Source organism: Bacillus sp. AC266, assembly GCF_979253805.1.
In genome coordinates this window covers 252,037-261,781 of sequence record NZ_CEEDEC010000006.1, presented here as the reverse complement: position 1 = coordinate 261,781, position 9,745 = coordinate 252,037, and the positions used below count along the sequence as shown (strand labels likewise).

The 9,745-nt window shown below is 36.6% G+C and carries 8 protein-coding genes; 2 read left to right on the top strand and 6 right to left on the bottom strand.

The annotated features are described in order from the left end of the window. Positions 1–2 precede the first annotated feature (2 nt). Genes AC0IXC_RS23440 through AC0IXC_RS23430 form a run of 3 tightly spaced genes read right to left on the bottom strand, consistent with a single transcriptional unit; the run spans position 3 to position 6,002 of the window. Positions 3–4,556, bottom strand: coding sequence for an amino acid adenylation domain-containing protein (locus tag AC0IXC_RS23440; RefSeq protein WP_341087707.1), 4,554 nt, complete (start codon positions 4,554–4,556; stop codon positions 3–5). Between the two features lie 14 nt (positions 4,557–4,570). Then, on the bottom strand, positions 4,571–5,833 hold the full coding sequence (locus AC0IXC_RS23435; RefSeq protein ID WP_044438583.1) for an MFS transporter: 1,263 nt from the start codon (positions 5,831–5,833) through the stop codon (positions 4,571–4,573). Positions 5,834–5,855: 22 nt separating this feature from the next. After that, the gene (locus tag AC0IXC_RS23430; protein WP_080784409.1) at positions 5,856–6,002 is read right to left on the bottom strand and encodes a DnaB-like helicase N-terminal domain-containing protein; all 147 of its coding nucleotides are present in this window, start codon (positions 6,000–6,002) and stop codon (positions 5,856–5,858) included. Positions 6,003–6,375: 373 nt separating this feature from the next. Between AC0IXC_RS23430 and AC0IXC_RS23425 the strand changes: the two genes are divergently transcribed. After that, the gene (locus tag AC0IXC_RS23425; protein ID WP_341088166.1) at positions 6,376–7,083 is read left to right on the top strand and encodes an IS6 family transposase; all 708 of its coding nucleotides are present in this window, start codon (positions 6,376–6,378) and stop codon (positions 7,081–7,083) included. A 458-nt stretch (positions 7,084–7,541) separates the two neighbouring features. Here AC0IXC_RS23425 and AC0IXC_RS23420 read toward each other — a convergent pair whose 3' ends face one another. The 3 genes from AC0IXC_RS23420 to AC0IXC_RS23410 form a co-directional block, all read right to left on the bottom strand. Next, complete coding sequence (locus tag AC0IXC_RS23420; protein WP_326996904.1) at positions 7,542–7,787, bottom strand: hypothetical protein; 246 nt, start codon at positions 7,785–7,787, stop codon at positions 7,542–7,544. Between the two features lie 557 nt (positions 7,788–8,344). Then, complete coding sequence (locus tag AC0IXC_RS23415; RefSeq protein ID WP_341088144.1) at positions 8,345–8,800, bottom strand: sigma factor-like helix-turn-helix DNA-binding protein; 456 nt, start codon at positions 8,798–8,800, stop codon at positions 8,345–8,347. Between the two features lie 138 nt (positions 8,801–8,938). Beyond that, a complete protein-coding gene (locus tag AC0IXC_RS23410) occupies positions 8,939–9,295 on the bottom strand; it encodes a Holliday junction resolvase RecU (protein ID WP_341088143.1) in 357 nt (118 codons plus the stop codon). A 145-nt stretch (positions 9,296–9,440) separates the two neighbouring features. On the opposite strand from AC0IXC_RS23410, the gene AC0IXC_RS23405 reads away from it, so the two are divergent. Next, positions 9,441–9,656 carry a spore germination protein gene (locus AC0IXC_RS23405; protein WP_002084597.1) on the top strand — a complete coding sequence of 72 codons (216 nt, stop codon included), beginning with the start codon at positions 9,441–9,443 and terminating at the stop codon, positions 9,654–9,656. Positions 9,657–9,745 lie beyond the last annotated feature (89 nt).

The following is a 9,745-nucleotide window of genomic DNA, read 5'->3' as shown; positions in this document are numbered from 1 at the left end:
CTTTACACCCTCTTCTTTTTTAATTTAAGTAATACTTTACTCAAGCTTTCTTCCGTAAGGTCCTCTGCATCAGCAAAATCTGATACTGTAAAAGCAGACTCAGTTGTTGGTTTATTTATAAGTTGACGAAGATGCCTCAACATACCATCTGCTATCACTTGAATTGTTAATCTAGAAAACTGTTCTCTACTATACATCCAAACAAAATGTAACTTCTCATCTTTTACCATACCGATAACATCAATTAGATGAGATGGTTTGGAATCTGGAGCATGATCTAAAAATGTAAACCCTGTCTCTTGCATAAACAAAGATTCTTTGGAAAACACTTGATCAAATTGGCCCAAATAGTTAAAGCTTATTGAAGGTTTTTGCTGATAAAACGGAAGTAATTCTCTATTCAAGTAACGTAAAATACCATAATCAACGCCACGATTCGGAATTCGACGCAATTGATCTTTTACAGCCTTTAATCCTTCAATAGGTGTTGTAGATCCTTGAAAATTAAGATGAACAGGATAAATACTCGTGAACCAGCCAACTGTCCGTGATAGATCCATACCTTCAATCATCTCTTCTCTCCCGTGTCCTTCTAGATGGATAGAAACCGTTTGCTGATTTGTACGATCGACGATAGCTTGTCCTAACGCCGTCAATAGTACCTCGTTAATCCTTGTCTTATGAGTCACCGGAACTTCTTGTAAAAGCGCATGGGTTTCTTCTACTCCTAAAGTCCTTGTCACTTTATTAATGGATTCTTCTGTTGTTTCTTGTATTGGGTAGTCCATCGGAATCTTCATCACTTCTTCTTCCTGTTTATTCCAATAATCTTTTGCTTCTTTTAAAATACCAGAATCACTGTATGTCTGTAGTCGTTCCGACCACTCTTTAAAAGATGTACTTTTCGCAGGTAAACGAACTCTCTGACCTTGTTTCAACTGGTTGTATACAGCCTGTAAATCTTCCAATAGAATTCTCCATGATACTCCATCTACTACTAAATGATGAATCACCCAGAATAATCGATCGTTCCCATTCAACATATCCTCGAAATAAACTACTCTCATTAACGGACCTGTAACTAAATTGAAACTAGATTGTGCGATATTCATCTCTTCTTGTATCACTTGATTCCACGCTTGTTCATTAGCATTGTGCCGTTTTACCACACGAATTACAGACTGCTCATCAATCCCCTCATTTCTCTGCCTCCATGTTCCATTTGGTAACTGTTCGTACCGGAAACGTAAAGCATCATGGTGTTTGAGTAAGTTTAATATAGCTCCCTCTAGTAACTCCATGTCCAATCTCTCTCTTACTCTTAAAAGCATCGATTGATTCCAATACTCCGGACGTGGGTGTTCTTGCTCGCAGAACCAGTACTGAATTGGAGTAAGAGGTACATCTCCTGTCACAACTCCCTGCTCCGCTTGTACGCCCTGATTTTCTGTGACCACTTGTGCCAACTCAGCAATAGTTGGGCATTCAAACATTTGCTTTGGAGTAAGTTTTAATCCCGATTGACTCGTTTGTGATATGATCTGAATGCTGAGAATCGAGTCGCCACCAATTTCAAAGAAATTATCATAGATTCCTACCTTTTTAACACCTAATACTTGCTTCCAGATGGTAGCCAGTATCTTTTCGTTACTATTCCGAGGAGCAACAGCTTCACTGTTAGTCTGCTCTTCCTCCGGCATAGGTAAGACCTCACGATCAACTTTACCGTTAGCTGTTAGTGGAATGGCTTCCATCGTCACAAATCTCGAAGGGACCATATAGCTCGGTAGTTTTGCTTTAAGATACTCTCGCCACGCACCTACATTTCCATCTCCTACAACATATGCTACTAATCGTTTGTCACCCGGTTGATCTTCTCTAACAATTACAACAGCCTCTTTTATAGATGCATATGCATTTAAAGTAGACTCAATCTCCCCAATCTCAATTCGGAAACCACGTATTTTGACCTGATGATCAATTCTTCCACGATAATCCAGATTCCCATCTGGCAAATACCTTGCTAAGTCTCCTGTCCGATATAATCTTGCTTTCGGATCACTACTAAATGGATGAGGTATAAAGCGCTCTGCAGTTAATTCAGGTCGATTTAAATACCCACGTGCAAGCCCTGCCCCGCCAATATAAAGCTCACCATCTACACCTATAGGTACAGGTTGTTGATAAGTGTCTAGTATATACACTTCTAAATCTGGAATCCGCTTTCCGATATTACTTCTTGAAGCATGCTGCACATCATCTTGAGTAATTGGATAATATGTAACATGAACGGTAGTTTCTGTAATTCCATACATATTAATTAGCTGCGGTTTTTTCTCCCCATACCTTTGAAACCACGGTAACAAGCTAATAGGTTCTAATACTTCTCCACCAAATATCACATAACGCAGCTGCAAGTTTTTATTCTCATCTTCTTGTTCACACACCTGTATTAACTGTCGAAATGCGGAAGGTGTTTGATTTAGAACTGTGACTTCTTCATCTACCAACAATTGATAAAAATCTTTGGGCGATCGACTAATCCAGTACGGAACAACAACTAATTTCCCACCATATAATAACGCTCCCCAAATTTCCCATACTGAGAAATCAAATGCATAAGAATGAAAAAGCGTCCAAGTATCATTGTCATTAAACTGATACCAACAATCCGTCGATTTAAATAAACGAATGACATTGTGATGCTCTATCATAACGCCCTTTGGATTCCCTGTTGATCCCGAAGTATAGATTACGTAAGCTAGATTTTGAGCATTTACATCAGAAACCGGCAATGTCTTACTTTCTTGCTCGATCTCATCTCGTTCACGATCCAGGCAAATTGATTTAATATTTTCTGGTAACCATTTCAATTCTTTTAAACTTTCTTGTGTTATGAATAACTGAATGCTAGCATCCTCTAAAATATATTGAAGTCGCTGCTCTGGATATGTTGGATCAAGTGGAACATAAGCTCCACCAGCCTTCAAAATCCCTAAAATACCTACAATCATTTCGAGAGAACGTTCAACGCACAGTCCAACTAAAGTATCAGGTCCTACTCCTTTTTTCTGCAGATAATGAGCTAACTGATTTGCACGTTCATTAAGCCCCCTATAAGTAACTTTTTCTTTTTCATACGTAACTGCAATAGCGTTTGGATAAATCATCGCTTGCTGTTCGAACAATGTATGAATAGTTACTTGAGGTGGAAAATCAAGATTAGGATTGTTGAATTCTACTAAACTTCTTCTTTTATCCTCATCAGAAATGATTTCGATTTCAGCTACCTTCTGCTTTGGGTTTTCAAAAGTGTTTTCTATTATCGCTAACATAACGTTAAAAAAACGTTTTATCTCTTCTCTAGAAAATAGCTCCTCACGATAATCAATATGTACATGTAAAGAGTCTATATCAATTAAATTTTCAATATGCACTGCAAAATCTTGTACCTCTTCATGGTTTGGAATCCATAGTGAGTCACCACTTTCATCACGATCTCTATAATCAATCGTAGTTCCGAAAAGTCTCACATTGTTGTTATTCTCTTTATTAATTTGCTTTAATAACAAATCAAATGGAAATTTCTGATGTCGTAATGATTTACTTTGTTTTCTGGACACTCGACCAATAAATGAAAGTACTTCTTCTTCAGGGTCGATATCCATTCTTAGAGGAACTGTACTCACCATCATTCCAATTAATTCCCGCTCCATTTTTGTCATACGATTGCCATAAGCCATTCCTAATGCAATATCAAGCGACGAGGTCCACCGATAAATCGACAACGAAAACGCAGCTACAAAAAGAGTATATACACTAATTTTAAAATTTTCAGAAAATTTCTCTATCTTTCTCTTCAAATACTCTGATAATATAAACGTCTCGCGTGATGCTCTCGTACTAACTTGGTACGCATTATAGGACTTCAACCCCGTCACAGATGGCAGTGTTTTGAATTCTTCTAACCAGAATTTTCGATCTTTTTGAAAGCGACTACCATTCAAGTATGTTTGTTCATTGATCAGAAATTTAACATATGAATTTCTAAGTACGGCTTCGTCAGTCTCGCTATGAATCTCATAATAATATTTAGCAATCTGACTAGTAAAAATTTGGATTGATAAACCATCCATGATAATGTGATGAACATTCCCAAAGACTGCACACTCATTATCGTTTAATTTTATTAAAGCAAAATAGTATAAATCAGAATTAAATAATGTAAACGTTTCTTGTGTTTTCTGCTCAATCCATTTCTCCAGCAAATCTGGATCTTCCACGGAACTAAAATCGAAAAACTCAAATTCTTGTTCTTCATGTTTAACAAAATATTGTTCAGGTTCCTGATGCCCATTTTCTTTTAGTCTGATGCAAAGACCATCATTTTCACTAATAACACGATTCACAACTCGGTTTAATTTTGAATAATCCATTTTTCTATGAAGTTTAAACAAAAATCTTAAATTACATATCCCTTTACCGGAATGAATAACTTCTGTATACCATATTCTCCTTTGTGGATGACTTAACGGATAACATTCCTCAATGGCCATAAAAAATCTTCCCTTCAAAAATTATTTACTCTTATAGGTTCTTGTTTATGTGTAACCCATAAATATTTCTGTAGTGAAACCCCAATTACTCCAATGATGATGAGCCCAATACCCACATAAAAATAGAGTTCAATTACTCCGAAAAAGTGAACCAGTGGACCGCTCATAGCAGGAGAAATAATGAGGACTGCATTTGCTAAACTGCTTTGAATCCCAAATACTCTTCCGACCTGTTCTTGATGAGATTCTATTTGTAGAATGACTTGATTGGATACAAACATAAGTCCACTTCCAATACCAGCTATAAAACTGATCAGATAGGCAAAAATGAGGGATCCATCAGGACTTATCAGAGTTATCAGACTAATTCCCCCGAAGCCAATTCCCATTAAAGCAATACCTCCACATATTACCCAACCATATTGAAAATGTTTTAATTTCTGAGTTAAGAATGCGCCAATTATTCCCCCAAGACCAATAATAGAAATGATGTATCCCATTTTACTCTTATCATTTGGGAACAAGCTCTTAAATAAAGTAGGGAACTGTGAGTCTACTAATTGTAATACTGCCATAGCTATTGTAAAGAAAATCATGGTTGATAATATCATCCGATTGGATAATACATAACCCCAACCTTGTAACCAAGCAGTCCAAGTACTTTGCTTTTTCTTTTCTATACGTTCTCTTGACAGAGATTCCTGTAACCTTATTGTGGGCAACAGAACCAGAGCAGCTAGTAAACAGCATATTGCCCTTATAATCAGACAAAACTCTGGCTGAAACCAGCTCAGTAACATTCCCCCTATAAGTGGCCCCAGTATCTTGGTTCCTTGCTCAACTATCCCATTGATACTTACCGCTTTGGTAAGTAGATTAGGAGAAACAATCTGTCGTGTTAGTGTTTGCTGTGCAGGATAATAAAAAACGGTGAAAATGGACCGAACCATTAATGCTAACAAAAGCCAATGAATATTTTGGACAAATAAAAGAACAATTGTTAATAAACCAACCATTAGGTTACAAAACATCATAATTGGAATTTTTCTATAGCGATCAGCAATCACGCCTGCCCATGAACTAAATATAATTCCAGGAAGTGCATACGCAACGGGAATTAATCCAATCATGGTGGGGTCTACTTCCCATTCAAAACTAACAATGGTCATAATGGCTAACATGTCAATAAATACTCCGAGCATAAGCAGTGAATATGCAGAGAAAACTTGTAAATAAATTGTATTTCTCCATAGACTTTTTGATTCGGTAGTTTTCATAAAAACGAGCTCCTTAAGTTTACTAAATAGGGACGATAGAAGCTAATTGAGTGGGATACGAGACTTCTCCCGCCTCTTCAATCCTATTCTTTTTTTGCAGTTCGTTTGTGATGGTAATGAAATCAATGGCTTGCTTAGACTCTCTCAAAGACACTAACGTTCTAAAAATGAGATATTGACTAACAATTAAATCATAACACTCCTATTAATGGGATTATTTTCTAAAAATAATATAGAAAACAATGAATATTCCGATTATTATTTCTGAAAACCGGAAATATCTCTGTAAAACAACTAAATTAAGATTGAATCGTATCGCAGATTTTAATTAATATTAATAAATAGAATCTACTTTGAGCGTAAGGAATTTGTAAGGAATGGATAAGGAAAAAGAGAGTTTCATTGTATAGGATAAAAATATAACGAGGCGTGAAAGGTGGAACAGATATGGGTTCTGGTGCAAAAACTTAAGGACAATTGTAATGAATCTATAAATCTTGGACATACTGTTACTATTACTTTAGAAAGGGTGCGTGATTGGTATGGAAAAGGAAAATGTATTCAAATGGAAGCATTATCAGCCTGATATTATTTTGTTAACGGTAAGATGGTACCTACGGTACAACCTCAGTTTTCGTGATTTGGTGAAAATGCTAGAAGAACGGGGTTTATCCATTTCTCATACAACGATTATGCGTTGGGTTCATCAGTATGGTCCTGAATTGGACAAACGAATCCGTCGTCACCTCAAACAAACAAATGACTCTTGGAGAGTCGATGAAACATATATCAAAGTAAAAGGTCAATGGATGTATTTGTATCGTGCTGTTGATTCGAAAGGAAACACAATTGATTTTTTCCTAAACAAAACAAGAGACCAGAAGGCTGCAAAGCGCTTTTTCAAGAAAGCTTTGCGGTCTTTTCATGTTTCAAAGCCACGTGTTATAACAGTCGATAAGAACCCAGCTTATCCTATAGCAATTGAACAGTTGAAAATAGAAAAAAGCATACCTGATGGTATGCAACTTAGACAACAAAAGTACTTGAATAACATAGTAGAACAAGATCATCGCTTTATAAAGAAGCGAATCCGTTCTATGCTAGGGTTCAAATGTTTTGACACAGCTACATCCATTCTTTCTGGAGTAGAAGCCATGCATATGATTAAAAAAGAACAGCTTGATTTACGGGACCAGTCTGTCCAAAATCAGAAAGAATTCATCCATCAATTGTTTGGACTTGCAGCATAAGATACGATTCCATTAGGAATATATGCGCTTTATTCTCTTTTATTTTTGCACCAGAACCCTCCACATTGTCTCGTCCACCATTCATCCTCCTATCCAAATATCCATTTTGTTCAATAAAAAAAGAACACTATAAAGTGCCCTAAGCTTCTGAGTATTAAATATACGACAATGCCCTGACCGTTCTAATGGCGCAACATAAAAGAGCTTTATAGCGGAATATATATAGCTCTCGGAAAAGGAATAAGTTGGTTGGCATTGACTCGATATTGTATGTTTTGGAATTCCTTATGTGCAATAAAAAAAGAGCCCTATAAGGTGCTCGTCCCATACGATTATAAAGAATGAATACGTCGTGTTCAGTTATTAGTATATGCTTGTCTCATTCAAAGTTTTACTGGTTTAATGTGTAATTTCTATATAACAAAGAAAAAAGCACCCGTTATGGATGCTTAATCTAATTACCTATATAACTCGTCAAGTCCTTCATCAAATGCCTTATCCAGAGCTTCAGCTTCTTCAACGGGCATTCCTTCTTCTACAACCATAGCCAAAACCTCTGTCATGTTAACTACACAATCTCCGAAAGCTTTAAAGTCACCAGGATATGAAGTCACTTCATTAATAACTTCTTCTTTGTTTCCGTTCATAGTTGCATGAACGCTACGACCATTTTTCATTTCAAATGTAATTTCTAGTACTCTCATTTATCTCACCACCCCTCTCTATTATTATATCAAATAAAAAGCCATCACCGAAGTGACAGCTCAAGGGGATGGGAGAAACATTCACGAAAGGGGAATTTCGCAATCACTCCAAGGCTGAGTGTTCTCAACCTTCTCCAAGCCACCGCATCATATAATTTTCTAGCTCTTATTAGCTACGCGCTTTACGTTCGGTGACTGGGAGAAGACTAAGAATCTTCTCTTTTATACTCCGTGGAGTCGGCTCAATACTTCGGCTACTTAATGTCATTTTCACCTTTGCAGACCAATATCGAATTATAAAGGTTTATATCAAGACGCGTACGTTTCTTCCTGCATCTTGTTTGAACCAATACACAAGACTGAGGGGAAGATTCAGCTGTATTGGCTCAAACAAAGAGCGGAAGCTCTCTGCTCGTTTAGACCTATATTTTTTAGAACGCTACAGTTCATCTAATCGAACGAACCATCACCACATTTGTAAAACAATCCATCTCGAAATCAAGACCTTGAAAGTAGTTTCCGCTACCTCTCAGTAATAATAGTGTATCACCTAAATATCAAGAACAGTGTGTCATCGTTGTGGCATGATTGTGGCTTCTTTTCATTCTGCTGCTCACTCTTCTAATATGGCCATAGCTGTACCCTAGTTCACTAGCAACCTGTTTTAAATTGAATCCCATCACATCACGTAAATAAATAATTTGTTGTTCTAGGCGTTTCTTTTTGCTCATAACAAACTGCGCTTCCCCCATTAATACTTTCTTATCAGCAATACGTTGTTTTAATCGTTCTGACTTCTCCATAATACGATCATGACGACCTGCGATTTCATCTAACGCTAATGGAATTTGTCCACCTGTTACACGATCCTTGCTGTAGTCTGTTACTCCATTAAACTTAGGAGCGTTCATATGCATGTTTTTTATCAGGTATTTATGTTCTAACTTCAAGTCCTTTAGTTCAATTTCCATTAATTCAATTTCTTCTCCTAAATTCTGATAAATGTTTGTCATGGTAAATCCCCCTATTTCGAATTTGTCATTTTAACATCACATAAGGTACGTGAAATTTTACTATCTCATTGTTGAATAAGGGAACATCGCGCATTAACATAGCCCCCACCACACTATTGCGCGTTGTTCCGTTATCCATTAAGCCTTTAATAACTTTCGTTTCTTGGTACTCATCTTCTCTTTCGCTGCTTCTATATTATTAGCAATCCTTACATGATCCTGATCTAACTGAATCATTCCATCTAACACCCCTGGAATCAATCCTGATTCATCGATGTATTGTAAGTAATCAACTGGTGCTCGTTCTGTTTGTTCCACTAAGTATCCATAAATATCAAAGTCTGCTCTTGGTATCGACTTCTTACCTTTTGGTTGATGAGACATTCTTACATAAGTCGGACGCTTGTTTATAAGCGCCACTCCCTCACGTTGATACATTTCAATAGATTGATTGATAAGTTTCTCAAAATGCATTCCTCTGTTCCCTAAACCCATTGTTATTTCCTCACTTTCTTCTAAAAGGATTATTTTGTTATGTTTTCTAACAAACTTCATTTCAAAATTTTCAGATCCAGATGAACCTCTAGACGCATACACCATATACTAATTTAAATACTCCCTAAAAAAGTAGGTGAAAACAATGCCGTCTGTTGTTGGAAATCTGGTTGTACAAAATAGTAACGGTTCTTTCAATTTAGGTGATTTTTATAACGTTTCTCCAAAGGAAAATACAAAAGCTTATAATGGTTCAGGATCATCCACTGTTGCTTTTGTTGCCAATACTTTTAGCGGTGTTAGTGCAACAAACACATACGATTCTGATATTGCAGATCAAAACCAAGTTGGAACAGTCTAAAAGTATTTATTTCCCTCTACCCCCCTGAATAAAACTCAAAATTCTGTCAATAATATGGATAGGCTGTTAAACAGCCAGAAATCTCTTAT